This window comes from Cytobacillus sp. FSL W7-1323, from assembly GCF_038595015.1.
In the GTDB taxonomy this organism is placed as follows: Bacteria; Bacillota; Bacilli; order Bacillales; family Cytobacillaceae; genus Cytobacillus; species Cytobacillus kochii.
Genome location: NZ_CP151998.1, coordinates 3,357,060 through 3,383,011, shown reverse-complemented (window position 1 = coordinate 3,383,011; position 25,952 = coordinate 3,357,060). Strand labels below are relative to the sequence as shown.

Genomic DNA, 25,952 nt, shown 5'->3' with positions numbered 1-25,952 from the left:
TTCTAGTCTGTGATAAACATTAAATCAAATGAATGATATTAAACAACTCCAATTTATAATATTGTAAGTGGTGCTGCTATGCGCTAAAGAAGTGGCCATCACCTAAAAATTTCTACAGTTCCCACCTCCACAAATACCATATACTTCATCAAATTCTGTAAATCTCTTCGTTAAAGAACGATAGCCCTATGAATTTCTATTCCTAATTTTTCTTTATTCTTTTAGACATGATAAAATATAGAATAGATAATGGCTTTTTCGAAGTGTATTCAATGAAATGACTTTGTAAGAAGCGAAGGAGGTTGGTGGCGAGATGACAAAGAAAAAACTCGTATTAATAGATGGAAATAGTATTGCTTATCGAGCTTTTTTTGCTCTTCCATTATTAAATAACGATAAAGGCATACATACGAATGCAGTCTATGGATTTACGATGATGCTTATGCGCATTTTGGAAGATGAAAAACCTACTCATATTCTTGTTGCATTTGATGCCGGTAAAACTACGTTTAGACATAAAACGTTTACTGAATATAAAGGTGGAAGGCAAAAAACGCCGCCAGAACTTTCAGAACAGTTCCCGGTGATTAGAGAGTTACTAGATGCTTATCAAATTGCTCGGTATGAGCTAGAGAATTATGAAGCAGATGATATTATTGGCACGTTATCTTTAATAGCTGAACAAGATGATTTTGAAGTAAAGGTCATTTCAGGGGACAAAGACTTAACACAGCTAAGTTCGGAAAAGACAACAGTAGGAATTACGAAAAAGGGGATTACTGATATAGAAGAGTACACCCCTCAGCATATCGAGGAAAAGTATGGTATCTCACCTGAACGTATCATTGATATGAAAGGGCTAATGGGAGATAGCTCCGATAATATCCCGGGTGTGCCAGGTGTCGGGGAGAAAACTGCACTAAAATTATTAAAGGAGTTTGGGACATTAGAACAATTAGTTCAATCGATAGATCAAGTGAGTGGTAACAAATTAAAAGAGAAGTTAGAGGAATTTCAAGACCAAGCTTTAATGAGTAAAGAATTAGCAACAATTTTAAGAGAAGCGCCGATTGAAGTAGAGCTAGATAAAATAGCTTATGAAGGATGGAATGAAGATAAACTATATCATTTATTTAAAGACCTCGGTTTTAATTCTTTATTAGAAAAGATAAGCTTTGATTTAGCAGAAGACGGAACAGCCGAGCTTGAAGAAATTAATTTTGAGATTGTTACTGATTTTACCGAGGAACAATTGGATGGAGATAGTGCATTATATATCGAGGTGTTAGAGGATAATTATCATTACGCAGATATTCTTGGAATTGCAGTCACAAACAAAAATGGAAACTTCTTTATTTCAACAAAAAACGCTTGTCAATCGAATGTGTTTAAAAAATGGGCAGAAGATGATGCCTCTCCAAAGGTCGTATATGATGCGAAAAGGTCTGAAGTCTCGCTAAGACATCATGGTATTCATTTAAAAGGTATCCACTTTGATATCCTTTTAGCAGCTTATATTATCAACCCTTCTGAAACAATTGAAGATTTAGCTTCTATTGCGCGTAATCACGGATACTCTGCAGTTCAATCCGATCAAGCTTTTTATGGGAAAGGAGCAAAAAGGAGTATTCCAAAGGAAGAAGAGCTTGCTCCTCATATTGTAAGGAAAGCAGTGGCAATGGATTCGCTTTATGAAAAATTGGATACGTCGCTACAAACGAACCAGCAGTCTGCTCTTTTTTACGAATTAGAATTACCCTTATCATTGATTCTTGCTGATATGGAATCGGCAGGTATTAAAGTGGATTTGAAACGCCTGCGTTCAATGGGAACAGAGCTATTAGAGAAGCTTGCGGCCATTGAGAATCGAATTCACGCGTATGCTGGAGAAGCATTTAATATTAATTCTCCGAAACAATTAGGGGTAATCTTATTTGATAAGCTGCGTTTACCAGTTATGAAGAAAACAAAAACGGGCTATTCTACTTCAGCAGATGTATTAGAAAAATTAGAATCCAAACATGAGATTATCAAAGAAATCCTTGAATATCGTCAATTAGCGAAACTACAATCCACCTATATTGAAGGTTTACTAAAGGTGGTCAATAAAGAAACGGATAAAGTGCATACCCGTTTTAATCAAGCGTTAACGCAAACGGGGAGATTAAGTTCTACAGACCCTAACTTACAAAATATCCCGATTCGCTTAGAAGAAGGTAGAAAGATTAGACAAGCATTTATTCCTTCAAAGAAAGATTGGGTTATTTTTGCAGCAGATTATTCACAGATTGAATTAAGGGTTCTCGCTCATATTGCAGGTGACGAAAAGCTAATCTCCGCATTCAAGGAAGATTTAGATATCCATACGAAGACAGCTATGGAAGTTTTTCATGTTTCAAAAGAAGAAGTGACGGCAAATATGCGGCGTCATGCAAAGGCAGTTAACTTTGGGATTGTTTACGGGATAAGTGATTACGGCCTTTCACAAAGTCTATCTATCACAAGAAAAGAAGCTGGAGAATTTATTGATCGCTATTTAACAAGCTACCCTGCAGTTAAACAATATATGGAAGATATTGTGCAAGAAGCAAAACAAAAAGGGTTCGTAGAAACTTTACTTCACCGTCGTAGATATTTACCGGAAATCACAAGTCGGAATTTTAATCTTCGCAGCTTTGCGGAAAGAACGGCTATGAATACACCCATTCAAGGAAGTGCCGCAGATATTATTAAAAAAGCGATGATAGACATGGCTGATCGCTTAGAGAATGAACAATTACAATCCAAGCTTTTATTACAAGTGCATGATGAACTGATATTTGAAGCACCGGTAGAAGAAATAGAAAAACTGAAAGAAATTGTTCCAGATGTAATGGAGCATGCCGTAGAGTTAAAAGTACCGTTAAAAGTAGATTATTCATACGGCCCAACATGGTTTGATGCGAAGTAAGTGAGTTCACAATCGGATTGAAAAAAGGAGTCATTATGGATGCCTGAATTACCTGAGGTAGAAACAGTAAGAAGAACTTTAGAAGAGTTGATTATCGGAAAGACGATTGACCAAGTGTTGGTACACTGGCCGAAAATGGTGAAAGAACCGGACGATGTCGTTCGATTTACAAAGGCGCTAGAAGGGGAAACATTTAAAGCGGTTGCCCGTCGCGGAAAATTTTTGATTCTTTATACGGATGATCTTGCCCTTGTTTCTCATTTACGAATGGAAGGGAGATACGGGGTTTATCCGAAATCAGAAACGATTGAAAAACATACACATGTGATTTTCTCCTTTACGGATGGAACAGAGTTAAGGTATAAAGATGTGCGCAAATTTGGCACCATGCATTTATTTAAGCGTGGAGATGAGCTTGGTCAACTACCACTTTCACAATTAGGTGTAGAACCTTTATCAGATGCCTTTTCGCCAAAGATATTACAAAATTTATTGAATAAGACAGCACGGCCCATTAAGGCGGCTCTCTTGGATCAAAAACTAATTGTAGGCTTAGGCAATATATATGTCGATGAATCTTTGTTTAAAGCAGGTATTCACCCAGAGCGCTCTGCTAAAACATTAACAAAAGAGGAAGTAGAAAAGCTTTATTCGGAAATTAAAGCAACATTGTCCGAAGCTGTGGAACGAGGAGGCAGTACGATACGTTCTTATGTGAACTCCCAAGGCCAAATAGGATTATTTCAGTTAGAGCTATTTGTGTATGGGCGGCGTGGAGAGGAATGTAAAGTTTGTGCTACACCGCTTGAGAGAATCATTGCTGGAGGACGTGGGACTGTTTATTGTCCACAATGTCAGCCGAAATAAAATAACCACATTTTTCTTTTGTCATCTTAGCCTAGATTATAGATAACATTGGATGGGCTTCTTCCATATAATATGTTAGCCATTTCATGGAAGGAGCTCTTTTAAATGACGCAGATGATGACACTTATAATACTAGCTATAGCTGTTAGCTTAGATAGTTTTAGTGTAGGTTTAACGTATGGATTAAGAAAAATGAAGATTCCAATTAAATCGATTTTAATTATTGCTTGTTGTTCAGCTTTTACTCTTCTCATTTCAATGGGGATTGGTCATACAATAGCAAAGTTTATTTCACCTGCTTTTGCAAACAGTATTGGGGGTATCATCCTTATTGTATTAGGTGCTTGGGTACTGTATCAGTTTTTCCGCCCTGAAAAGGAAAAGGATAAAGATGCTCTTCCACATGAGAAAATTCTTTTGAATTTTGAAATCAAGTCTTTGGGTGTAGTTATTAACATTTTAAGAAAACCGATGGTAGCCGATATTGATAAGTCAGGTACAATTACTGGTATTGAAGCCTTTTTATTAGGGTTTGCTTTGTCACTGGATGCGTTTGGTGCAGGTATTGGAGCGGCTATGCTTGGGTTTTCACCATATTATTTAGCTATATGTGTTGCGGTTATGAGTTCATTATTTGTTTTTGGTGGGATGAGTATTGGCTCGATATTTTCTAAATCTCAATGGATGCAACGATGTTCGTTTATACCAGGATTAATTTTAATTATACTTGGAATCTGGAAAATTTAATTTGATAAAAAGGTGTGAGAGTAAGAATGACAGTTATTATCGGACTCACTGGTGGAATTGCAAGCGGTAAAAGCACAGTTTCCACCATGTTTAAAGAAAGAGCAATTACAGTAATAGATGCAGATGTTGAAGCGAAACGAGCAGTTGAAAAAGGTGCGGCTGCTTATGATGAAATTGTCTCTCATTTTGGCCAAGAGATTCTTCTAGAAAATGGGGAGATTAACCGTCAAAGATTGGGTTCCATTGTTTTTTATAGTGAAGAAGAAAGAATGAAGCTCAACAGTATTGTCCACCCGGCTGTTAGGAAGAGAATGAACGAGCAAAAGGACGAGGCAGTTGCTAATGGTGAAAAAATGGTCGTTCTAGATATCCCGCTCTTATTTGAAAGTAAACTCACATATATGGTGGATTACACCGTTTTAGTGTATGTTAATAAAGAAAATCAGCTTCAGCGGTTGATGGAGAGAAATGGTTTTGATGCAGAAGAAGCGAATGCACGTATTCGATCACAAATGCTATTGGAAGAAAAAGTACAGCTAGCGGATTTTTTAATTGATAATAATGGCGATCTCGCTAGTACAGAGAAGCAACTAGATGATTTACTGTTACAATTAAAAGATAAACAGTAAAACACAATTACTACTTAGACTTCTACGTTTCATTAGTAATATTTCAACCCTTTTCGTCCACAATAATAAGTGGATTATTTTTTTTCACTTAAGAAATAGGGCGTAAAGATGCATTTTTCACGTAATGTCACGCGTTTTATGCTCTCTTTACATCCACAATATTTCTGAATAGTGGAACTTTAAAATATCCGCAATTTGCTCATCACATTTTGTGGTTAATATGTTATACTATTAGCATGAAAATGGTTAAAAAAGTATAACATTTATACGGAAGGGGCCGTAAGATGAAGGCGAAAATAGCGATTAATGGGTTTGGGAGAATAGGACGAATGGTGTTTAGAAAGGCCATTCTTGATGATACATTGGAAGTAGTAGCAATAAATGCTAGTTATCCACCAGAAACGTTAGCACATTTAATTAAATATGATTCTACTCATGGTGCATTCCAAGGTGAAGTGATTCCCGAAGATGATGCGCTTGTAGTGAACGGAAAAAGAGTTCAATTACTAAGCAATCGTAACCCTGAGGAACTTCCTTGGAAACAAATGGAGATTGATATCGTTGTTGAAGCTACAGGTAAGTTCAACTCAAAAGATAAAGCGATGCTTCATTTAAATGCAGGTGCCAAGAAAGTTGTTTTAACGGCTCCAGGGAAAAATGAAGATGTAACCATTGTGATGGGTGTGAATGATGAAGCGCTTAACATTGCTGAACATGATGTGATTTCTAATGCTTCTTGTACAACAAACTGCTTAGCGCCAGTTGCAAAAGTATTAGAAGATAAGTTCGGCATTGAAAACGGTTTAATGACGACTGTACATGCGTATACAAATGACCAAAAGAACCTTGATAATCCACATAAGGATCTTCGCCGTGCTAGAGCTTGCGCGCAGTCAATTATTCCTACTTCAACAGGAGCAGCGAAAGCATTGTCTCTTGTGTTACCACAATTAAAAGGCAAGTTACATGGGATGGCTCTTCGTGTGCCGACGCCAGATGTATCACTTGTTGATTTAGTTGTTGATTTAAAGAGGGATGTAACAATTGATGAGGTAAATGCTGCGTTTGAAGATGCGGCACAAAATGAATTAAAAGGTATATTAGATATAACAGAAGAACCACTTGTTTCAATCGATTTCACAACAAATCCACACTCTGCTATTATTGATGGGCTTTCCACAATGATGATTGGTGAGAATAAAGTAAAAGTTTTAGCTTGGTATGATAACGAGTGGGGTTATTCTTGTCGTGTAGTTGACTTGGTGAAATATGTAGCTGAAGAACTAAATAAATCTGCAGTGAACGCATAATTTTATGTAGGCAATCCTTTAATGGGATTGCCTTTTTTGCATTTTTACTATGTAGGTAAAATGAAATGTTAAACTGATTACTACATAGATGATCACAGGTTGGGGCAATCTTTTAAATAAAAAAAGCTTTTTGTTTGTCTTTTCGTTGCGTATTTCTGAATGATGTCTCTGGAAAATTTGAATAAATTGTGACATTTCCCTTGGTTAATGGAGGGGATGAACACTGATGATAACAATGTTTAGTCCCCTTTCTTTATGTGAAAATGTAATTATTATTGAAATTCACTTAAATAAATTTTCTAGGATTTATTGCAAAAGAACATTAAACAAAGTATACTAAAAATCGTGAACTTCTCAACGAGTAAGGCGCTAAATGGCTACTTAAAGGGTTAGGACCTCTTTGGACTAACTTTCCCCCGTGGTAGTTATATGCTTTGCCCAGTAGAAATTCATGTCAATTAGTAAAGGGGGAAATTTGAATATGGAAACAATGGGTCGTCACGTCATCTCAGAGCTTTGGGGATGCGATTTTGAAAAATTGAATGATATGTCATTTATTGAGCAAACATTTGTAGCAGCTGCACTAAAATCAGGGGCAGAAGTGCGAGAGGTGGCATTCCATAAATTTGCACCACAAGGTGTAAGTGGGGTTGTCATTATTTCAGAGTCGCATTTAACTATACACAGTTTTCCGGAGCATGGCTATGCAAGCATCGATGTTTATACTTGCGGTGATCTTAATCCTCACATCGCGGCTGACTATATAGCAGAAGCTTTAGGTGCTGATACACGTGAGAATATAGAAATTCCTCGTGGAATGGGTCCTGTTCAAGTTAAGAACGCAACAAAAGCCAATGTGTTATAATAAAGAAGAAGTCTTCAAGAGTGCAAGCGAATAATTGCACTCTTTTTATTATGAAAAAAACATATCTACTTGTACTAACAACTCCTTTTTTATATGATAGTAAGTAAAGATACATTTTAGGAACGTAAAGATGAGACGGAGTTGATTGTATGAAATGCCCTTCATGCCAACATAATAATACTCGTGTGCTAGACTCTCGTCCTGTTGATGAAGGTAAATCGATACGAAGACGAAGAGAGTGTGAAAAATGTGGTTATCGGTTTACAACTTTTGAAAAGGTAGAGGAAATTCCTTTGATTGTTGTGAAAAAAGAAGGAACAAGAGAAGAGTTTAGCAGAGAGAAAATATTGCGTGGACTAATAAAAGCTTGTGAAAAACGACCGGTTGCATTAAAAGAACTAGAGGATATCACTTTTCAAGTTGAAAAGGAATTAAGAAGCAACGGAGTATCAGAAGTGAAAAGTGATGATGTTGGCGAAATGGTTATGGACAGGCTAGTGAAAGTTGACGATGTCGCCTATGTTCGCTTTGCTTCTGTTTATCGTCAATTCAAAGATATTAATGTATTTATAGAAGAGCTAAAAGAGTTAATGAAGAAGGAACAAGCGTAAAGGTGAGCAAATAGGCTAAAGTGAATTTAGCTTCTTTGCTCATTTTTTTCAAGATATGAAAGAAAGAAGGTATTTTTCATGGCCCAGCATTGGACTGAAGTCATCCCTAGTGATCATTATACAGTGGCTTTAAATGGGCTGTTACATGACTATGATCGAAAAATCTTAGTATTTCTTTATCAGCCACTTATTGGGACCATTGCGTACAGTTTATATATGACCTTATGGATGGAAGTGGAGGAAAACCGTATTTGGTCTTCATCTTCGCGTAACCATCATGGTCTGATGAGTATGATGGACTTAAGTTTAAAAGAAATTTATGAAGCAAGAAAAAAACTTGAAGGAATTGGCTTGCTAAAAGTTTATGTGAAAGAAGGGGAAAATCGTGAATTTATTTATCAATTACAGCCACCCCTCTCTCCAAGTACATTTTTCTTAGATGGTATGCTCAATATCTTTCTTTATAAAAAAATCGGTAAAACTCAATATACGAGACTAAAGCGTTTTTTTAGTGATGAGGAGTATTCAAACCTCCATCTTGATTATAAGGATGTAACAACAGCCTTTCATGAGGTTTATACATCTGGTCACCAGCTTGCTAAAGAATATAATGATGACTTATCTGTTTCTCCTAAAGGTGAATGGGTAGATAGAATGGAAGCGGGTAAAATTCAAATTCCATGGCAAACATTTAATTTCTCGTTATTGGAAGCGGGCCTTAGTGAATCACTTGTTCCCCGAAAAGCACTTACGCAAACAGTAAAGGATGCCATTAGTAATTTGGCGTTTTTATATGATATTGATGTTATGGAAATGAAGAATATTCTTATAAGCGCGATGAACGAAGATGATGAAGTTGAGATGGATGAATTGCGGAAATCGGCAAGGGATTGGTATCAAATGAATCATCGTGACGAATTGCCATCATTAATTACGCAAACTCAGCCTGTTCATAGTCTCTCAATAACTGAAAAGCCAAAAAGTAAAGAAGAAGAGCTTATTCAATACTTTGATACAACTTCGCCTATTCAATTTTTGAAAGATTTATCTGGGGGGGCGGAACCTTCAAAAGCGGAATTGAAAATACTTGAAGATGTGATGTTTCACCAAAAGTTGCCTCCCGGTGTGATGAATGTTTTGATTGATTATGTGATGCGTAAAACAGATAAAAAGCTGACAAAGGCATATGTGGAAACAATCGCAAGTCATTGGGCGAGAAAGAGCATTCAAACTACGGCTAATGCCATGGCTTTGGCGAAGAAAGAACACCAACAATATTTGAAATGGGCAGAGAATAAAAAAGTAGGGAAACGTTCATCCAAATCTAATACGAAAAAAGCTGTCACGAGGACAGAGCTTTTACCTGATTGGTTTGACGAGGAAACAAGTAAAAATGAGACTGTCGTCCAACAGAAGCATGATAAGAAAGATGATAATGTAGATCTTAATATGAAGGAATTTCAAGAACTAATGAAGAGAAGAAACGGGGGTGGACAATAGATGGAAAGAATCAATGATACGCTTAAAAAACTTGCTGGAAATCAAGATTTTAAAACGAGATATGAAAAGCAACGAGCAGAGACTTTAAATGATCCAGATGTCCGTGCCTTTTTGACGGCACATAAGGATGAACTGTCAGCAGATATGGTTGAAAGAAGCTTAATTAAATTGTATGAATATAGCAAGCTAAGTAAGGAATGTAATCGCTGTCCGAGCCTAGATAGTTGTATCAATTTTATGCAAGGCTACCACCCAGAGCTCGTCATTGAACGTGGACTGATTGATATTAAATATGATAAATGCCCACGAAAGCAAATCCATGATGAAAAAAGAAAAAATGAGAAGTTGATTCAAAGTTTATATGTCCCTAAAGACATACTAAATGCAACCTTTGATACGGTGTACAACGATGATGGAAAAAGAATGGAAGCAGTCAATAAAGCTCTTAGCTATTGTATGAATTTTAAAAAGGGTGATGGTCAGAAGGCGTTATATTTATACGGCCAATTTGGTGTCGGTAAATCATATTTATTAGGTGCGATTGCCAATGAACTTGCACTGAAGCAAGTTTCATCAATGATTGTCTATGTGCCTGAATTATTTAGGGAATTGAAAAGCTCAATTAGTGATTCGACTTTAAATGATAAACTTGAAGCTATTCGATCAGCTTCTGTACTTATGTTTGATGATATGGGTGCAGAAACGATGTCTAGTTGGACAAGAGATGAAATTTTGTCGCCGATTCTACAATATCGTATGCTTGAAAAGTTACCGACCTTTTTCACCTCAAACTTTGATTATAAAGGACTTGAACATCATCTTACCTATAGTCAACGAGGGGAAGAGGAGCGGATGAAGGCAAGAAGAGTAATGGAGAGAATTAAGTATTTAACCGATCCTGTGCTTGTCGAAGGACCGAATCGAAGGGTTTAGGCAAGATAATTTTCAATAGTTTTTCTTCATGACTTCTATTTTGGCCAAGTCTCCCATATATATGAATCAGATAGATGTTAAGGGGGGATTTGGTTGATAGAGATCATTTTCCGGAATAAGCATGAAGCCGAGGAGCTGTTTCAGCACGCAATCCGGATTCAGAACTATACGGAAGGCGAAACGACAATTCTTCATAATGAAGGTCAATATATAGTAAGAATGTATCCTGAACAATGCAGTGGACGATCTATTGAAGAAGTAAAACGAACATTTTCTGCTTTTTTAATGGAGAGTAAATGCGATAGTTGGTTTAGAAAGATAATGGCCGAAAAGTTTTATTATCAAGATTCAGAAGAACAACAACAAATTCTTGAAATCATTCATTCCATATTGGAAGGGCAAAGAGAAGATTTATCTACTTTTTTACATAGAGTGGATATACACGAGCAATTACGATCGGCTATAGATCGCCTAGTGCATGATGATATCTCTTTTTCCTATGATGCTTTTATAAAGTTTCGTCTTAAACCGCTTTTAGACGATATGACAAAGTATGTTGAGTTGTCTATTGATGAATATAAAATGGAACAGGAATATCAAATGTTTATTCAAACCTTAAGAGACTTTATTAAGGATAGAGAAAGTAAGTTACCCACGATTCATTTATATTTAGGTGAAGAAGTTCGCTTTTTTAATCAGCATTTCGAAGAGCTTTCTCGAATGGACCTAACGGCGATGATAGATAGAAGATTATTAATTAATCACCCTGTCTATGTAGATTCAGTTACAATCGCACCATTACTCTCAATCGCTCCTCAGGAAATATGTTTATATAGTGAAAGTGAGGAACAACCTTTAGTTCGTACAATTAAAAATATTTTTGAAGAGAGATTGGAAATCCTTCATATAAGTGAATTTAATATGCGTAAACAGCATGCATGTAAAAATATAAGTGAACCCTCTTGATTTTCCGTAAATTAAAAACTATAATACTTACATATTGAAATTATCAATGAACAGTAATGATAAGGATATGGGTATTCTTTTACGGTTTATAGAGAGGGAAGACAAGGCTGCAATCTTCCTAACACGAATGGAATGCTTACCACCTTTGAACTCCAATACATAAAGATGTCTAAGGCGTCGATTAAGTATTGGCGGCAACAAGACCGTTAACTTGCTACGAGTCACTTTTTTAAAGTGAGAAGTAGGGTGGAACCACGTGTATATGATACTCGTCCCTTTTATTAGGGGCGAGTTTTTTATTTTTCAAAAACAAGGAGGAAGTTATGATGTCAGAAATGGTTAAAGTTTCGTTTCCAGATGGAGCAGTAAAGGAGTTCTCCAAAGGAACAACAACGGAAGAAATCGCATCATCAATCAGCCCTGGCTTAAAAAAGAAAGCCATAGCAGGTAAAGTGAATAATGAATTATTCGACCTTCGTCGTCCAATTGAAGAGGATGCGGCTGTGGAGATCATTACCCAAGGCAGTGATGAGGCGCTTGAAATTATGCGTCACAGTTCCGCTCATTTAATGGCGCAAGCGATTAAACGTTTATATAAAAACGTTAAATTAGGTGTAGGTCCTGTTATTGAGAGTGGCTTCTACTACGATATCGATATGGAGGAGTCATTAACACCTGAAGATCTACCGAAAATCGAGAAAGAAATGAAGAAAATCATCAATGAAAATATTGAGATTGTTCGTAAAGAAGTGAGTAGAGACGAAGCTTTAAAAATCTATGAGGAGATTGGCGACGAATATAAGGTTGAACTGATTGGCGCCATTCCAGAAGGTGAAACAGTTACCCTTTATGAACAAGGCGAATTCTTTGATCTTTGTCGAGGGGTTCATGTTCCTTCTACAGGGAAAATTAAAGAATTTAAGCTTTTAAGTATTGCTGGCGCATATTGGCGTGGAGATAGCGACAATAAGATGCTACAACGGATATATGGTACTGCATTCTTTACAAAAGATGACTTAAACGAACACTTGCGTTTGCTTGAAGAAGCAAAAGAGCGTGATCACCGTAAAATTGGTAAGGAATTAAGCCTCTTTACGAACTCCCAAAAGGTTGGACAAGGGTTACCGCTATGGTTACCAAAAGGCGCAACAATTCGCCGTAATATTGAACGTTATATCGTGGATAAAGAAGTGCGTTTAGGCTATGACCATGTATATACACCAATTATGGCAAATGTGGAACTTTACAAAACTTCAGGACACTGGGATCACTACCAAGAAGATATGTTCCCTGTAATGAAAATGGATAATGAGGAGCTTGTTCTTCGTCCAATGAACTGTCCTCATCATATGATGATTTATAAACAAGGAATCCATAGCTATAGAGAATTACCAATCCGTATCGCTGAATTAGGTACAATGCATCGCTATGAGATGTCTGGAGCATTATCAGGATTGCAACGTGTACGTGGTATGACATTAAATGATGCCCATCTATTCGTTCGTCCAGACCAAATTAAAGAAGAATTTATACGCGTTGTTAATTTAATTCTCGAAGTATACAAAGACTTTGACATTAATGATTATTCGTTCCGCCTATCTTATCGCGATCCTGAGGATACTGAAAAGTATTTTGATGATAATCAAATGTGGGAAAAGGCACAATCGATGTTAAAAGAAGCAATGGATGAGATTGGCTTGCCATACTATGAAGCCGAAGGGGAGGCCGCATTCTACGGTCCTAAGCTTGATGTACAAGTAAAAACAGCTCTAGGTAAAGAAGAAACGTTATCAACTGTTCAGTTAGACTTCTTGCTTCCTGAACGTTTTGACTTATCTTATGTTGGGGAAGATGGCAAGCCGCATCGCCCTGTTGTTATTCACCGTGGTGTTGTTTCAACGATGGAACGTTTTGTTGCTTTCCTTATCGAAGAATACAAAGGTGCATTCCCAACATGGCTAGCTCCTGTTCAAGTCCAGGTTATTCCAGTTTCAAATGATATCCATTTTGATTATGCGAAAAAAGTAAAAGAAGATTTACAGCTTGCAGGAATTCGCGTTGAAATCGATGATCGTAATGAAAAAATGGGTTATAAAATTCGTGAAGCACAAATGCAGAAAATCCCATATATGCTCGTTGTCGGCGATAATGAAGTAAGTGAACAGGCGGTTAATGTACGTAAATATGGGGAACAAAAGTCAGAAACCATCTCCTTTAATGAATTTAAACAATTGATTGAGAAGGAAGTTCAAAGAGGATAAAAATATTACAAACAACGTGTATGATCGAATCCCAGAGTCTTTATCCATGCTTAACTCAAACGTCACTTTATGCATGTTGTTAAGCTGGATAAAGGTGGGTACAAAAAAATTTCAAAAGTTGTTGCCAAACACCGCAACTTTTGATATCATTTTCTATGTTGTGAAAAAACAATACCATTTGACAAATATTATGCTTTGTGATATATTTTCTAAGGTAATTTGAATACAGTTTGAGTAAAGAAGAAGCGCCCGCTTCTCACCTGATTGACGCTTTTAGGCAGTTAGCAGGTTTACGTGAATTTTAACATTGTACGTAATGTGTGGGTGTCTTCACCCGCACTTTTTTATTTGCCTCAATTGTATCACTCGGTGCAGCTGGAAGCTTCTTTTAGAAAAGTGACCCAAACATTGTGTTCATATAAAACCATGGAGGTGTCTAACTATTAGCAAAGATATGTTGTTAAACGAGGGTATCCGTGCCCGTGAAGTTCGTCTTATTGACCAGAATGGCGAGCAACTAGGAATCAAATCTAAAAATGAAGCGCTAGAAATAGCCGCACGTGTAAATCTTGATCTTGTTCTTGTAGCACCGAATGCAAAGCCTCCTGTAGGCCGTATCATGGACTACGGTAAGTTTAAGTTCGAGCAACAGAAGAAAGACAAAGAAGCACGTAAAAATCAAAAAATTATCAGTGTTAAAGAAGTTCGCCTTAGTCCAACGATAGAGGAACATGACTTTAATACAAAGCTTCGTAACGCAATCAAATTCCTTGAAAAAGGCGATAAAGTAAAAGCTTCCATTCGTTTTAAAGGTCGTGCGATTACGCATAAGGAAATTGGACAGCGTGTTCTTGTTCGATTTGCAGAGGCTTGCTCTGAAGTCGCAACAGTTGAATCTCATCCGAAAATGGATGGCCGAAGCATGTTTATGATACTTGCACCTAAAAACGAAAAGTAAGAGGAGGAATTCCACATGCCAAAAATGAAAACACACCGTGGTTCTGCTAAGCGTTTTAAAAGAACAGGATCTGGAAAATTAAAACGTTCTCACGCTTACAGAAGCCATATGTTCGCGAATAAATCTCAAAAACAAAAACGTAAGCTTCGTAAAGGTACTCTTGTATCTACTGGTGATTTCAAGCGTATCCGCAATATGTTAGTAGGTCTTAAGTAAACTCGCAAAATAGGAGGGAAATATTATGCCACGTGTAAAAGGCGGTACAGTTACTCGCAAACGTCGTAAAAAGGTATTAAAATTAGCTAAAGGTTATTACGGTTCTAAACATACATTATATAAAGTTGCTAACCAACAAGTAATGAAATCTTACAACTATGCTTATCGTGATCGTCGTCAGAAAAAACGCGACTTCCGTAAGTTATGGGTTACTCGTATTAACGCAGCTGCTCGTATGAACGGTCTTTCTTATAGCCGTTTAATGCACGGATTAAAACTAGCTGGTATCGAAGTAAACCGCAAAATGCTTGCAGAATTAGCTGTTTCTGATGCAAATGCATTCGCAGAATTAGCAAATGTTGCAAAACAAAACCTTTCTAAATAAGAAAGTTTAAGAGTCGCTCTTTCGGGGGTGGCTTTTTTTGTTATGATTTTAGTCTATTGAAGTGGAAGAAAACGAAATATACTCCTGCAAAGTTCAAGTATATGTTAGTGAGCATCTCAAGCGTATTAAACTAATGACCTTTGGCACGAGTACGAACTTATAAATACGATTAATTTACTTTATCAGCTATAATTTCGATAACGAAATGAGAATAGGGGTGTAATGAATGATTTTTGCTATCATAATCGTCTTTTTTATAATGAATGGCATTGCAGCAATTATGATGAAAATAGATAAAAGAAAAGCGCAAAAGGGAGAATACCGCATTAGTGAGCAAAATCTGTGGCTGGTTGCTCTTTTGTTTGGAGCTATAGGAATGACTTGGGGAATGAGGCGTTATAGACATAAGACAAAGCATTTTTCTTTTAAATTTGGTCTTCCTATCTTATCTGTGTTACAGTTGATATTCCTCGTTTACCTCATCATGGAGTGGGCATAATTTTAGTGCCCTTGCCATATGATGTACTAACATCCAAGAATCTTATAGTTCATGGAAGGTGGGCGTTTATCAGGTGAATGAACATCTTGTTCTTGCAAAGGGGATTATTGAGACAGCAGGTATTCTCGCTCCATTCGCATTTATTTTATTTCATATTTTGCGGCAGTTCCTTTTTATCCCTGTGCCACTTGTTTGTATTGCTGGTGGTGTATTGTTTGGCAGTTTATTTGGTAGTATTTTATCTCTAGTAGGGTTAATGTTATCTTGTTTATTTTTTTATGTATTAATTTATCAACTTCCTACCTTTCATGAAAAACTGTCTCATTTAAAAAAGAAATGGTTTGGAGAATATCGTAATTTAACCATTGGTCAAATTTCCATTCTTCGTTTGATTCCATTTATTCATTTTCATTTACTTAACTTTTGCTTGCTAGAAAAAAACCCGAAATTTCGTGATTTCTGCAAAGGTGCTTTGTTAACAAATATACCATTAGCAATCTTTTATACTGTTTTTGGTGAATTTATCAGTAGATTTACACCAACAATGATTGTTATGATTCTACTGTCTTTGTCCATTCTTCTCTATCTCATTAGAGAGAAAGTGACTGTGATAAAATGGCAAGAATTTTTTAAAACAACAAAGGTGAAAAAAGTTTCATAAATGAAAGGTTAGGGTCGTGTATCCTGGCTTTTTTTGTTTATTGACTTTGAGAGGGGAATTATTTGATTGCAGAAAAAGAGGAAAATACTGATGTAATAAAAATCTAGCAAATGCTACTTAGAGATATAAATATAGCCCTAACAAACTTTGTAAAAGTTTGTTGGGGCTTAAAGTTTGGGCTCATCTTTCACTGGTTACGCTTTTTATCCATTAGCTCTTTCACAGGGCTCTTCCAGTCGATTTTTGCATTCATATAATGGTTTTTTAATTTGCTTTCGATAAACATAAAGTCCTCGCCAACAAGTCCTTGTAACTCTGATGGCTGATGAGGCCAAATGAAAATTGAAACCACATCAAAGGAGTTATCTGTTGTACCTAGATATTTTTCACCTTCAAACATAACCCCTTTATAAGTAATGAAGAAATTTTTCTGAGCGTTATTTGCGTCGTCATAAAAAAAATATTTTTTTTGTTTATGAGCTTTTTCTAATTTACGCATCGGATTTGTAACATACTTAACAGCACTATATATGAGCAAAATAATCAAAATGATTAGTAATAGGCGAATGATCAATAACATTAAGAATACCCCTTTGTACATTTTTTAAGTGTTTACGAATAAAAACGAAAAAGGTTTCAACTTTGTTTAAATTTGTTATAATTTTTTTGTTATGTAAAAAATAATTGGCTCTTTAATCGAAAAAACTGAGGGACATTTACGGTTTATATACCCATTAGTAAGTAATTTTATGCAACATGATAATAACATCATTCTATAATAAGATGAGGGATAAACAATGACGAATATATTAAACATTAAATTGATTCGCAATGATGCTAAAATGCCTTACCGTGCAAATGAGGGGGACGCTGGGCTAGATTTATTTTCAGTTGAAGATGTAATCATACCATCAGGACAGTCAGCTTTAATTAGCACAGGTATTCAGATGGAGTTACCAAAAGGAACGGAAGCACAAGTAAGGCCAAGAAGTGGTTTAGCTCTTAAACATAGTGTAACGGTTTTAAATAGTCCAGGGACGATTGATGAGGGCTATAGAGGCGAAGTGAAGATTATCTTGATTAATCATGGAAAAGAAGAATTCCGTGTAGAAAAACATATGAGAATTGCCCAAATGGTAATCGCACCAGTTTTTCAAGTTGAGCTTGCCCAAGTAAGTGATTTAACACAATCAGAAAGAAGCAGTGGAGGGTTTGGTTCATCCGGAAAATAAGTGAGCGTCTAAACCTCAAAGTACCTTTAAGTCTTCCCGCTTGTTAACACATATGTATAAGTTCTATAGAAATGAAGTACAGTAAGGAGTAGTTTAAGTTTTTACAAAAGAAGGACTAACCATGTATAATGGGCTTAAATAATATTAAGGGAGTCGAAATATGTCTAAGCTTGATGAAACATTAACGATGCTAAAAGAACTAACTGATGCAAGAGGGGTTCCAGGTAACGAACGAGAAGTGCGTGAAGTGATGAAAAAATACATAGAACCCTTAGCTGATGAATTATCAACTGACGGACTTGGTAGTTTAATCGCTAAAAAAATTGGTCAAGCAGATGGGCCAAAGATTATGGTTGCTGGTCATTTAGATGAAGTAGGTTTTATGGTGACAAGTATTGATAATAAAGGGTTTTTGCGGTTTCAAACAGTTGGAGGCTGGTGGTCTCAAGTGATGTTAGCCCAACGTGTGACGATTGTAACATCTAAAGGAGATGTGACTGGGGTAATTGGTTCGAAGCCACCACATATTTTGCCAGCAGAAGCGCGTAAGAAAACAATTGAAATTAAGGATATGTTCATTGATATCGGTGCTTCTAGCCGTGAAGAGGCATTAGGTTGGGGCGTAAAACCAGGGGATATGGTTGTTCCATATTTTGAATTCACTGTGATGAACAATGAGAAAATGTTACTTGCGAAAGCTTGGGACAACAGAATCGGTTTGGCGATTGCAATTAAAGTGCTAGAAGGTTTGAAAAATGAGAACCATCCAAATACAGTATATGCGGTTGGAACGGTACAAGAAGAAGTTGGCTTGCGTGGGGCAAAAACAGCTGCACAAATGATTAAGCCTGATATCGGTATCGCTGTTGATGTTGGGATACCAGGAGATACACCAGGTGTAACAGAAAAGGATGCGTTAAGTAAATTAGGTGATGGTCCTCAAATTATTCTCTATGACGCTTCTATGGTGTCACATAAAGGTTTAAGAGATTTTGTAACAAATACAGCAGATGAGCTCAATATTCCATATCAGTTTGATTCTGTACCAGGTGGTGGAACGGATGCAGGTTCCATACATTTAACATATAAAGGTGTGCCAGCGCTTTCAATTACAATTGCAACAAGATATATTCATTCACATGCGGGTATTCTTCATCGTGATGATTTTGAAAACGCAGTAAAACTGATTACAGCTGTTATTAAAAGACTAGATAACGATACAGTTGCAAAAATAACTTTTGAATAGAAAAAAACAGCCTGATGAAAGGCTGTTTTTTTTCTTATTGTAAGCCGTTTTCTAACGTCTCTAGCATTTCTTTTTTTTCAGTTTCAGATGAATTTTGCCAAATGACTTCAAATAATACGCCAAGGCCAGGGAGCATTTTCTCTTCGCCTGTTTGTATAGCATCAACAATAGTATCTTTTAATTCATCTTGTGAATTACCTGAAACATTGTGTAAGATGGCATTACGTAAATTTAAGTTCATAAAAGTAAACACATCCTTCGTTAGAATTCGTTACGATTATAGGGTTTCTCATTTAAGATTTATTATGTATGTGTTTTTCGGTATAATGAAATATTAATGGCACGTGTTTTATTGAAGGAGCGAAAAAATGAAGTACTTACAATCAGCAAAAAATCCACAGGTGAAGCAGTGGAAAAAGCTTCTCAAAAGGAAAGAAAGAGATATAACAGGTACTTTTCTTGTTGAAGGATTTCATCTTGTTGAAGAAGCATTAAAAGAAAATCGTGTAAAAGAGTTAATGATTAGTGAGGAAAAGGATATACCAAAAAGCTGGAATGTAGGAAACTGTTCCGTTTATATCCTACCGTCACATGTGATTGGAGACTTAACTGATACACAAACACCGCAAGGAATTGTGGCCGTATGTTATCAAGAAGAAGAGAGGTCTTTCGATTCGCTTGGTTTGAAGAAATTATTACTATTAGATGAAGTGCAAGATCCCGGAAACTTAGGAACAATGATTCGTACAGCTGATGCGGCTGGCATGGATGCGGTTATCATCGGTCACGGCACAGTGGACCCTTATAATCCAAAGGTTTTACGTTCTGCTCAAGGTAGTCACTTCCATCTATCAATTATCCATGGCAAGTTGGATGTATGGATGAAGGAGTTAAAGGAAAATAATATTCCTGTATACGGTACAGCATTAGAAGGAGGCAAAGAATATCAAAGCTTTGCTCCACTGGATGAATTTGCATTGCTCGTTGGTAATGAAGGGAACGGTGTAAATAAAGAGTTACTTACACAAACTACAGCCAATCTGTATATTCCTTTATACGGTAAGAGTGAGTCCTTAAATGTAGCTGTAGCAGCAGGTATATTGCTATATTATTTGCGAAACGAATAATGAGTAAAAAAATCGTGAGAACAATTTGAATGTCGACTCATAATGTAATATAATAAATAGCAAAATGAAATAATTAAAAGCTATGATAGAGACAAAGTAAAGTATGTTTTGTTCATAATAGGGAGAAAATGCCTGAGACTGAAAGCATTTTTATGAGCGACTTACTCGAAATTTCAGCTCTTGAGCAGACATCGGGACCATCGAATATTTTCGATGTAAAGATGCACCGGCTTTTTGCCGTTATCGAAATGAAGCGAATATAGCATGTTTTTTATTGTTGTATTAAAAAGGGTGGTACCGCGATTCCAAACCTCGTCCCTTTCATGGGATAAGGTTTTTTATTTTGTCAAAAAAGTATTAAAAGGAGGAGTTTCAAGATGCAAGAGCGTTTAAAAGAATTGCAAGCAGAAGCGTTAGAGAAGGTTTCTGCGGCAATGGATTTAAAAGAATTAAATGATATCCGCGTTGCTTATTTAGGTAAGAAAGGCCCGATCACAGAAGTACTAAAAGGAATGGGGAAACTTTCTGCAGAAGAACGTCCGAAAATGGGTGCATTAGCAAATGAAGTGCGTGATCAAATTACGCAAGGAATAACGGCAAAACAAGTGCAGTTAGAAGAAGCGCAAATTCAAGCTAAGCTTGCTGCAGAAACGATTGATGTGACATTACCAGGTCGTCCTGTACATACCGGTAATCATCATTCATTAACAAGGGTTGTTGAAGAAATTGAGGACTTATTCATTGGAATGGGCTATACCGTAGCGGAAGGACCAGAAGTGGAGAAGGATTATTATAATTTTGAAGCATTGAACTTACCAAAAGGTCACCCTGCACGTGATATGCAAGATTCATTCTATATTACAGAGGATATTTTATTACGCACACATACTTCGCCTGTGCAAGCTAGAACGATGGAAAAGCATGAGGGGAAAGGTCCAGTGAAAATCATTTGTCCAGGAAAAGTATTCCGTCGTGATAATGATGATGCGACTCACTCTCATCAATTTATGCAAATTGAAGGACTTGTGATAGATGAAAATATTCGTATGACAGACTTAAAGGGTACGCTAGAAGTATTTGCGAAAAAAATGTTTGGTGAAGAGAGAGAAATTCGCCTTCGTCCAAGTTTCTTCCCATTTACTGAGCCATCTGTAGAAATGGATATTTCTTGTATGATTTGTTCTGGAAAAGGCTGTAATGTATGTAAAAAAACCGGTTGGATTGAGATCTTAGGTGCAGGAATGGTACACCCAAATGTCCTTGAAATGGCAGGATTTGATTCTAAAAAATATACAGGTTTTGCCTTTGGCATGGGAGCTGAGCGTATTGCCATGTTAAAATACGGTGTCGATGATATTCGTCATTTCTATACAAATGATAGTAGATTCTTAAAGCAATTCTCAATTCATGAATAAAGGGGGAGGACAACGATATGTACGTTTCATATAAATGGTTACAAGAATATGTTGACTTATCTGGGATTACACCAGAAGAATTAGCAGAGAAGATCACAAAGAGCGGAATCGAAGTTGAAGGTGTAGAGACACTTGATGAAGGAATTAAGGGTGTCGTCGTCGGCTATGTATCTGAAAAACAGAAACATCCAAGTGCTGATAAATTAAATATTTGTCAAGTAGACCTTGGCGATGGCGAACTTGTGCAAATCATTTGTGGGGCTCCTAATGTTGATAAAGGACAAAAGGTAGCAGTTGCAACTGTAGGTGCAGTATTACCGGGGAATTTTAAAATTAAAAAAGCAAAATTACGTGGTGAAGCTTCGAATGGTATGATTTGTTCTCTTCAAGAACTAGGCTTTGAAAGTAAGCTAGTCGCTAAAGATTATAGTGAAGGTATCTATGTGTTTCCAGCAGATACAGAGCTTGGAACCAATGCATTAGAGCAATTGCACAGAGATGATCAAGTATTAGAACTAGGGTTAACACCGAACCGTGCAGATTGCCAAAGTATGCTTGGTGTTGCCTATGAAGTCGCTGCTATTTTAGAAAAAGATGTGAAGTTACCGCAGACAAAGGTAGAGACTGTTTCTGAGAGGGCCGCTGATTACATCACTGTAAATGTAGAAGCAGCAGATGATAACCCATTATATGTCGCTAAAGTAATTAAAAATGTAAAAATCGCTCCGTCACCACTATGGTTACAAGCTCGTTTAACAGCAGCTGGTATTCGTCCACATAATAATGTTGTTGATATTACGAACTATATTTTGCTTGAATACGGTCAGCCTTTACACGCGTTTGATTATGATCGCCTAGGTTCGAAAGAGATTCTTGTTCGCCGTGCCAACCAAGGTGAAAAAATCACTACGCTTGATGATGCTGAGAGAGAATTAACAACAGATCACCTAGTTATCACAAATGGGGAAGTACCAGTTGCTTTAGCTGGTGTAATGGGTGGAGCGAATTCAGAAGTTGGTAATGAAACAACGACCGTACTACTTGAATCAGCTTATTTCACTGGAGGTGCGATTAGAAAGTCCTCGAAAGATCACGGATTAAGGAGTGAAGCGAGTGCGCGTTATGAAAAAGGTGTTGATCCACAGCGTGTTCGTCCAGCAGCAGAAAGAGCAGCGCAATTACTCACGCAATACGCAGGCGGAGAAGTATTAGAGGGATCAGTAGAGGTTGACACGTTAAAAGTAGAACCTGCTGTTATCACCATTACCATTGATAAAATCAATCGTGTCCTTGGAACATCGTTACTAGTGAGTGAAGCAAAAGATATTTTAGAAAGATTGCAATTCACGACAGTGGTTGAAGAGAATGAAATTACAGTAACAGTGCCAACAAGACGTGGTGATATTACAATAGAAGAGGATCTTGTAGAAGAAGTGGGTCGCCTATACGGATACGATAATCTTGCTTCAACATTGCCCGGTGGGACGGCTTCAGCAGGTAGTTTAACGCCTTATCAAAAGAAACGACGTATCGTTCGTCAATACTTGGAAGGGGCGGGATTATATCAAGCCATCACTTACTCATTAACGAGTGAAGATAAAGCGCAAAACTACTCCTTAGAAGCTAGAGACCCAATTAAGCTTGCGATGCCGATGAGTGAAGAGCGTAGTGTGTTACGGCTTAGCTTAACTCCGCATTTACTAGAAGTCCTTAAATATAATAGTGCGAGACAAATTGACGCTACTGCTATTTACGAAACAGGCTCTGTTTTCTTACGTACAGCTGAGAATGAGTTGCCTGAGGAAAAAGAACATTTAGCTGCGGCCATTACAGGTTTATGGGAGTTACATCAATGGCAAGGGGAGAAAAAGCCAGTTGATTTCTTTGTTCTGAAAGGAATTCTAGAAGGATTATTTAGTAAACTTGGTTTGTTAGAACAAATCACGTTTGCCAAATTTGAGAAAGACGGACTACATCCAGGTCGCTCAGCAGAAGTATTTCTAAATGAAACGAGTATAGGGTTTATTGGTCAAGTTCATCCGAATGTTGAAAAAGAATTAGACTTAAAAGAAACGTATGTTTTTGAATTATCATTAGAGAAATTATTACATGCTGAAATTAAACCTTTACGCTATGAAGCTATTCCTCGTTACCCATCTATTACGAGAGATATTGCTTTAGTGGTCGATCAAACAACGACAGCTCAAGCATTAAGTACTGTCATTCGTGAAGCAGGCGGCAAATTACTAAAAGACGTTCATGTATTTGATTTATATGAAGGAGATCGAATGGAAGAAGGTAAAAAATCAATTGCCTATTCACTGAAATATTTTGATCCAGAACGGACTCTTACAGATGAAGATGTTGTAAAAGCCCATGACAAAGTGTTAAAAGCATTAGAAGAAAAAACTGGTGCTGTCCTTCGTGGATAAATAATCATCAAAGTGATACTTACTGTTATTTTTCGGTAGTATCACTTTTTTTGTACAGTGTAGTTGAAAAGAAAAATTACTATTTAAGAGACTATAAATATAGGAAGAAATAAGAGTAAGATAGTGGTAAGATGAGGAATCACTGGTCCCAGAAGAAGCGCCCTGTATTAGAAGTAGAACACAAGCTGAGAGCTTGAGAGGCGCTAGTAAAAGTAGAAATCCGCTCTTCATAAAAGAGCGGAGCCCTATTGCTTTATGCTTTATACTTCTTTCTATAAAGAGCTTTTGCTTTATCGGTGTTAGCAAAATGCAGTTTCACAAAGCGCGTTAGAGAATCTTCACCATGGATATGTATTAATTTCGCACCGCATTCGTCAACCTTAGGGCCGGCACCTTTTGTTAGTGGAAAGCCAGCCTTTTTACTTAATTCCTCGAAACGAAGGAGAAACGCATAGCGTGCAAGGATTGATGCAGCTGCGACAGCGATATGTACAGATTCACCTTTCGTACTGAAATATACATTTTCTCTTTGTATATTGGCTTGAGATTTTAAATAATTATAATATACTCCTTCTTGAGCAAATTGATCGATTAAGACGGCGTCTGGCTTCTCTGGAGACATTTTTTCAAGCACACTATTAATAGCTTGGTTATGAAGGAGAGCTTTTAGTTTTCCTTGAGACATTCCTTTTTGTTGCATGTTGTTATATTTTTCATTATGTAGTGTAAGTAAACTAAAGGGAATGACATCTTTAATTTGTTTAGCGATTTGGATAATTCTCTGATCATTTAAATTCTTAGAGTCTTGCACGCCAAGCTCTTTTAATAGTGGGATGTTTGTTGCACTTACATAAGCTGCTACTACAGTCATTGGTCCAAAGTAATCTCCTGTCCCAACTTCATCTGAGCCCACAACTGATAGGGATGCAAAATGATCCGGTAATTTGGATCCTTTTGGCGAGCTGGCTTTCTTTTTCGGTGCGACTTCGCTATTAGAGCCCCCCCATTTATCAGCTTCTGATTGACAGCCTGCTCCTTGAAATAATACTTTACCTGATTTGTAGGCAGTAATTGTACAATTGTTTGTTTTGGCAGTGAAAATACTACCGGGAGGCTGTTTCGGTGATAGTAGAGCTTGGTAATGTGTTTTCATTAGTTGAAGTTCTGCTGTAGATTTTTTTAATACTATTTGACTCATAATTGATTCCTCCTATTTTGACAATTCCTCTGTCTTTTTGACAAGCTTTGACTTCCCTCAAAAAATGGTTCGTGTTATGATAATGTTTAGGATTCTTCAGAATGGGGGCTTGTATGTTGTCAAATACTGATAAAAACCGGACAAGGGTTGATATATATGGTATCCCGTATACAATTGTCGGCACGGAGAGCTCCAGCCACATCCGTTTAGTTGCATCCATGGTGGATGAAACAATGAGAGATATTAGTGCAAAGAATCCTTCGCTCGATATTAGTAAACTTGCTGTTTTAACAGCTGTGAACACAATGAACGATTATTTGAAACTTAAAGACGAAGTAGAACGTCTTAAAGAAGAATTAAATAGAGTAAAGGACTGACACGAATTATGCTTGATCTTGCCATTATTATCATGTTAATCTTCGGGTTTTTCATAGGTCTACGAAGAGGATTAATTCTTCAAGCTATCCATCTATTAGGCTTTATTGTCGCCTTCGTTGTGGCAAGACTATACTATGAGCCTTTAGCTCCTAAATTAACCTTATGGATTCCATATCCGAACTTCGGGAATTCACAGCTTGAAACGATTTTAGGTAACACAGACTTAGAGACAGCTTATTATCGCGCAATTGCATTTGCAATCATTTTCTTTGCAGTTAAGATTGTATTACAAATTATCGGCAGTATGCTAGATTTTCTCGCAAGTTTTCCGATATTAAAACAATTAAACAGTTGGGCTGGAAGTATTTTAGGATTTATAGAAGTTTATCTTATCATGTTTATCTTATTATACATAGCAGCATTATTACCAATAGATAGTGTGCAGTCAACTCTAGACGGCTCGTTTATGGCAAACTTTATTATTGAGCACACACCAGTGTTTTCCCAGCAGATAAAAGAGTTATGGATTGATTATGTAGCTTCTTAACTTCTCTACCTTAGGAAGA

Annotated in this window: 26 protein-coding genes and 1 other annotated feature; of the genes, 23 read left to right on the top strand and 3 right to left on the bottom strand. The window is 36.9% G+C overall.

The features are described 5' to 3' along the window. The first annotated feature begins 313 nt into the window (after positions 1-313). The 16 genes from polA to MKX67_RS16980 all read left to right on the top strand — a co-directional run bounded on the left by polA (position 314) and on the right by MKX67_RS16980 (position 16,358). The gene (polA, locus tag MKX67_RS17055; RefSeq protein WP_095372315.1) at positions 314-2,950 is read left to right on the top strand and encodes a DNA polymerase I; all 2,637 of its coding nucleotides are present in this window, start codon (positions 314-316) and stop codon (positions 2,948-2,950) included. A 39-nt stretch (positions 2,951-2,989) separates the two neighbouring features. Next, a complete protein-coding gene (gene mutM, locus MKX67_RS17050) occupies positions 2,990-3,817 on the top strand; it encodes a DNA-formamidopyrimidine glycosylase (protein ID WP_095372316.1) in 828 nt (275 codons plus the stop codon). A gap of 105 nt (positions 3,818-3,922) precedes the next feature. Beyond that, a complete protein-coding gene (gene ytaF / locus MKX67_RS17045) occupies positions 3,923-4,564 on the top strand; it encodes a sporulation membrane protein YtaF (RefSeq protein WP_095372317.1) in 642 nt (213 codons plus the stop codon). A 26-nt stretch (positions 4,565-4,590) separates the two neighbouring features. After that, a complete protein-coding gene (gene coaE, locus MKX67_RS17040; RefSeq protein ID WP_095372318.1) occupies positions 4,591-5,193 on the top strand; it encodes a dephospho-CoA kinase in 603 nt (200 codons plus the stop codon). Positions 5,194-5,477: 284 nt separating this feature from the next. Beyond that, complete coding sequence (locus tag MKX67_RS17035; RefSeq protein WP_095372319.1) at positions 5,478-6,503, top strand: glyceraldehyde-3-phosphate dehydrogenase; 1,026 nt, start codon at positions 5,478-5,480, stop codon at positions 6,501-6,503. Positions 6,504-6,984: 481 nt separating this feature from the next. Continuing rightward, the gene (gene speD / locus MKX67_RS17030; RefSeq protein ID WP_095372320.1) at positions 6,985-7,368 is read left to right on the top strand and encodes an adenosylmethionine decarboxylase; all 384 of its coding nucleotides are present in this window, start codon (positions 6,985-6,987) and stop codon (positions 7,366-7,368) included. A 149-nt stretch (positions 7,369-7,517) separates the two neighbouring features. After that, a complete protein-coding gene (gene nrdR / locus MKX67_RS17025) occupies positions 7,518-7,979 on the top strand; it encodes a transcriptional regulator NrdR (protein ID WP_095372321.1) in 462 nt (153 codons plus the stop codon). Positions 7,980-8,057: 78 nt separating this feature from the next. Beyond that, positions 8,058-9,479: a replication initiation and membrane attachment family protein gene (locus tag MKX67_RS17020; protein ID WP_342488485.1), complete on the top strand. Its 1,422-nt coding sequence runs from the start codon at positions 8,058-8,060 to the stop codon at positions 9,477-9,479. Then, positions 9,480-10,412, top strand: coding sequence for a primosomal protein DnaI (gene dnaI / locus MKX67_RS17015; protein ID WP_095372322.1), 933 nt, complete (start codon positions 9,480-9,482; stop codon positions 10,410-10,412). Positions 10,413-10,505: 93 nt separating this feature from the next. Further along, positions 10,506-11,378, top strand: coding sequence for a putative sporulation protein YtxC (gene ytxC, locus MKX67_RS17010; protein WP_157733922.1), 873 nt, complete (start codon positions 10,506-10,508; stop codon positions 11,376-11,378). A 326-nt stretch (positions 11,379-11,704) separates the two neighbouring features. Further along, a complete protein-coding gene (gene thrS / locus MKX67_RS17005) occupies positions 11,705-13,639 on the top strand; it encodes a threonine--tRNA ligase (RefSeq protein ID WP_328197300.1) in 1,935 nt (644 codons plus the stop codon). Positions 13,640-13,870: 231 nt separating this feature from the next. Continuing rightward, positions 13,871-13,991, top strand: a sequence feature (ribosomal protein L20 leader region). 102 nt (positions 13,992-14,093) lie between these two features. Beyond that, the gene (gene infC, locus MKX67_RS17000; protein ID WP_095372325.1) at positions 14,094-14,597 is read left to right on the top strand and encodes a translation initiation factor IF-3; all 504 of its coding nucleotides are present in this window, start codon (positions 14,094-14,096) and stop codon (positions 14,595-14,597) included. A gap of 15 nt (positions 14,598-14,612) precedes the next feature. Continuing rightward, positions 14,613-14,813 (top strand): 50S ribosomal protein L35, encoded by a 201-nt coding sequence (gene rpmI / locus MKX67_RS16995; RefSeq protein WP_095372326.1) that lies wholly within the window; start codon positions 14,613-14,615, stop codon positions 14,811-14,813. 25 nt (positions 14,814-14,838) lie between these two features. Beyond that, positions 14,839-15,198 (top strand): 50S ribosomal protein L20, encoded by a 360-nt coding sequence (gene rplT, locus MKX67_RS16990; RefSeq protein WP_095372327.1) that lies wholly within the window; start codon positions 14,839-14,841, stop codon positions 15,196-15,198. Positions 15,199-15,424: 226 nt separating this feature from the next. After that, positions 15,425-15,697 (top strand): DUF1294 domain-containing protein, encoded by a 273-nt coding sequence (locus MKX67_RS16985; protein WP_307312684.1) that lies wholly within the window; start codon positions 15,425-15,427, stop codon positions 15,695-15,697. Between the two features lie 73 nt (positions 15,698-15,770). Next, positions 15,771-16,358, top strand: coding sequence for a VTT domain-containing protein (locus tag MKX67_RS16980; RefSeq protein WP_342488482.1), 588 nt, complete (start codon positions 15,771-15,773; stop codon positions 16,356-16,358). Positions 16,359-16,545: 187 nt separating this feature from the next. On the opposite strand, the gene MKX67_RS16975 is transcribed toward MKX67_RS16980, so the two are convergent. Further along, positions 16,546-16,938 carry a sigma-w pathway protein ysdB gene (locus MKX67_RS16975; RefSeq protein ID WP_095372330.1) on the bottom strand — a complete coding sequence of 131 codons (393 nt, stop codon included), beginning with the start codon at positions 16,936-16,938 and terminating at the stop codon, positions 16,546-16,548. A 217-nt stretch (positions 16,939-17,155) separates the two neighbouring features. Here MKX67_RS16975 and dut point away from each other — a divergent pair, with 217 nt between their 5' ends. Continuing rightward, complete coding sequence (gene dut / locus MKX67_RS16970) at positions 17,156-17,590, top strand: dUTP diphosphatase (RefSeq protein WP_328197296.1); 435 nt, start codon at positions 17,156-17,158, stop codon at positions 17,588-17,590. A gap of 160 nt (positions 17,591-17,750) precedes the next feature. Beyond that, positions 17,751-18,836 carry a M42 family metallopeptidase gene (locus MKX67_RS16965; protein WP_095372332.1) on the top strand — a complete coding sequence of 362 codons (1,086 nt, stop codon included), beginning with the start codon at positions 17,751-17,753 and terminating at the stop codon, positions 18,834-18,836. Between the two features lie 34 nt (positions 18,837-18,870). Here the strand turns inward: MKX67_RS16965 and sspI are convergent, their stop codons facing one another. Beyond that, positions 18,871-19,077, bottom strand: coding sequence for a small acid-soluble spore protein SspI (gene sspI / locus MKX67_RS16960; protein ID WP_095372333.1), 207 nt, complete (start codon positions 19,075-19,077; stop codon positions 18,871-18,873). 127 nt (positions 19,078-19,204) lie between these two features. Between sspI and MKX67_RS16955 the strand changes: the two genes are divergently transcribed. From MKX67_RS16955 to pheT, 3 genes are all read left to right on the top strand, one after another. Further along, on the top strand, positions 19,205-19,963 hold the full coding sequence (locus MKX67_RS16955; RefSeq protein WP_342488480.1) for an RNA methyltransferase: 759 nt from the start codon (positions 19,205-19,207) through the stop codon (positions 19,961-19,963). 377 nt (positions 19,964-20,340) lie between these two features. Then, positions 20,341-21,378, top strand: coding sequence for a phenylalanine--tRNA ligase subunit alpha (gene pheS, locus MKX67_RS16950; RefSeq protein WP_307312687.1), 1,038 nt, complete (start codon positions 20,341-20,343; stop codon positions 21,376-21,378). Between the two features lie 17 nt (positions 21,379-21,395). Continuing rightward, positions 21,396-23,810 carry a phenylalanine--tRNA ligase subunit beta gene (gene pheT / locus MKX67_RS16945; protein ID WP_341051722.1) on the top strand — a complete coding sequence of 805 codons (2,415 nt, stop codon included), beginning with the start codon at positions 21,396-21,398 and terminating at the stop codon, positions 23,808-23,810. A gap of 253 nt (positions 23,811-24,063) precedes the next feature. On the opposite strand, the gene rnhC is transcribed toward pheT, so the two are convergent. After that, the gene (rnhC, locus tag MKX67_RS16940; protein ID WP_342489283.1) at positions 24,064-25,011 is read right to left on the bottom strand and encodes a ribonuclease HIII; all 948 of its coding nucleotides are present in this window, start codon (positions 25,009-25,011) and stop codon (positions 24,064-24,066) included. A 113-nt stretch (positions 25,012-25,124) separates the two neighbouring features. Between rnhC and zapA the strand changes: the two genes are divergently transcribed. Together zapA and MKX67_RS16930 are read left to right on the top strand one after the other, a co-directional pair. Beyond that, positions 25,125-25,385, top strand: coding sequence for a cell division protein ZapA (gene zapA, locus MKX67_RS16935; RefSeq protein ID WP_095373635.1), 261 nt, complete (start codon positions 25,125-25,127; stop codon positions 25,383-25,385). 8 nt (positions 25,386-25,393) lie between these two features. After that, positions 25,394-25,933, top strand: a complete 540-nt coding sequence (locus MKX67_RS16930; RefSeq protein ID WP_095372338.1) for a CvpA family protein — start codon at positions 25,394-25,396, stop codon at positions 25,931-25,933. Positions 25,934-25,952 lie beyond the last annotated feature (19 nt).